Source organism: Streptomyces alanosinicus, from assembly GCF_014650595.1.
Taxonomy (GTDB): Bacteria; Actinomycetota; Actinomycetes; order Streptomycetales; family Streptomycetaceae; genus Streptomyces; species Streptomyces alanosinicus.
This window is the reverse complement of the sequence record NZ_BMVG01000133.1, coordinates 1-1525: the sequence shown is the minus strand read 5'-3', so window position 1 is coordinate 1525 and position 1525 is coordinate 1. Positions and strand designations below refer to the sequence as shown.

The 1525-nt window shown below is 71.8% G+C and carries 1 protein-coding gene; it reads left to right on the top strand.

The window, feature by feature from the left end:
- Positions 1-1525: polyketide synthase dehydratase domain-containing protein (locus tag IE277_RS46620; RefSeq protein WP_189960189.1), on the top strand; the 1525-nt coding region annotated here is incomplete at both ends.

The following is a 1525-nucleotide window of genomic DNA, read 5'->3' as shown; positions in this document are numbered from 1 at the left end:
CACGGAGGAGGAACTCCTCCCGCACCTGACCGAGACCGTCGGCATCGCAGCCATCAACTCCCCGTCTTCTGTGGTGATTTCGGGTGTCGAGGCGGATGTGGAGTCGATCGCGGCGGACTTCGCGGGCCAAGGTCGTAAGACGACCCGGCTGCGGGTCTCGCACGCCTTCCACTCCCCGCTGATGGACCCCGCCCTCGCCGACTTCCGCGCGGTCGCGGAGACCGTCACCTACAACGCACCGTCCATCCCGGTGGTCTCCGGCGTGCACGGCGAGATCACGGACGAGTGGGGCACCCCCGACTACTGGACCCGCCACCTCCGCGAAGCCGTCCGCTTCGCCGACACCGTCACGTATCTGCACTCCAAGGGCATCACCCGGTTCCTGGAGCTGGGCCCTGACGCGATCCTCACGGCCCTCACCCGGACCACCCTGGACGAGGCCGTCGTCGCCGAAGGCGTCGTACGCAAGAACCGCCCCGAGACCCACACCCTCCTGACCGCCGTCGGCCGGCTGTTCACGGTCGGCACGCGCGTCGACTGGGGCGCGTTCTACGCCGGTACGGGTGCCCGGCACGTCGACCTGCCGACGTATCCCTTCCAGCGGGAGCGGTTCTGGATCATCGAGAACCAGGGCGGCGGCGACCCGTCGGCCCTCGGTCTGGCGGCCGCCGACCACCCGCTGCTCGGCGCGGTCGTCTCCGAGCCGGACAGCGACGGCGTCGTCCTCACCGGCCGGCTGGCCCTGGACACCCACCCCTGGCTCGCCGACCACGACGTCCTCGGGACCGTACTGCTGCCGGGCACCGGCTTCGTCGAACTCGCCCTGTACGCGGGGGGCCAGATCGGCAACCCGGTGCTGGAGGAACTCATCCTCCAGGCCCCGCTCGTCCTGCCCGAGCAGGGCGGTGTGGCGCTCCGGGTCACGGTCGGCGCGGAGGAGGCGGGCGAGCGTACGATCCGGATCCACTCGCGGGAGGAACGGCCCACGGCGGAATGGCTGCTGCACGCCGAGGGCGTCCTCACCGCCACCCCGGCCGCGCCCCCCGCCGACCTCACGGTCTGGCCTCCGGCGGGCGCCGCGGAGGTGCGGGTGGCGGACGCGTACGAGCTGCTCTTCCAGCAGGGTTACGACTACGGGCCGGTCTTCCAGGGCCTCACGGCGGTCTGGCGCGACGGAGAGACGGTCTTCGCCGAGGTGGCGCTGCCCGAGCACGCCCATGACGACGCGGCCGAGTTCGGGGTCCACCCCGCCCTCCTGGACGCCACCATGCACGCCCTCGGCGTCGGCGAGCACATCACCGGCGACGAGCCGACGGAGTTGCCCTTCTCCTGGTCACAGGTCGCCCTGCACGCGTCCGGCGCCACTGCCCTGCGGGTCCGCGTCACCAAGGACGAGGTCGGAAACCTGACCCTGGACCTCGCCGACTCCGCCGGCGCCCCGGTCGCCACGGTCGGCTCGCTGGCCTTCCGTCCGGTGTCTCAGGAGCAGTTGTCGGGTGGTCGGCAGGAGTCGCTGCATGAGATC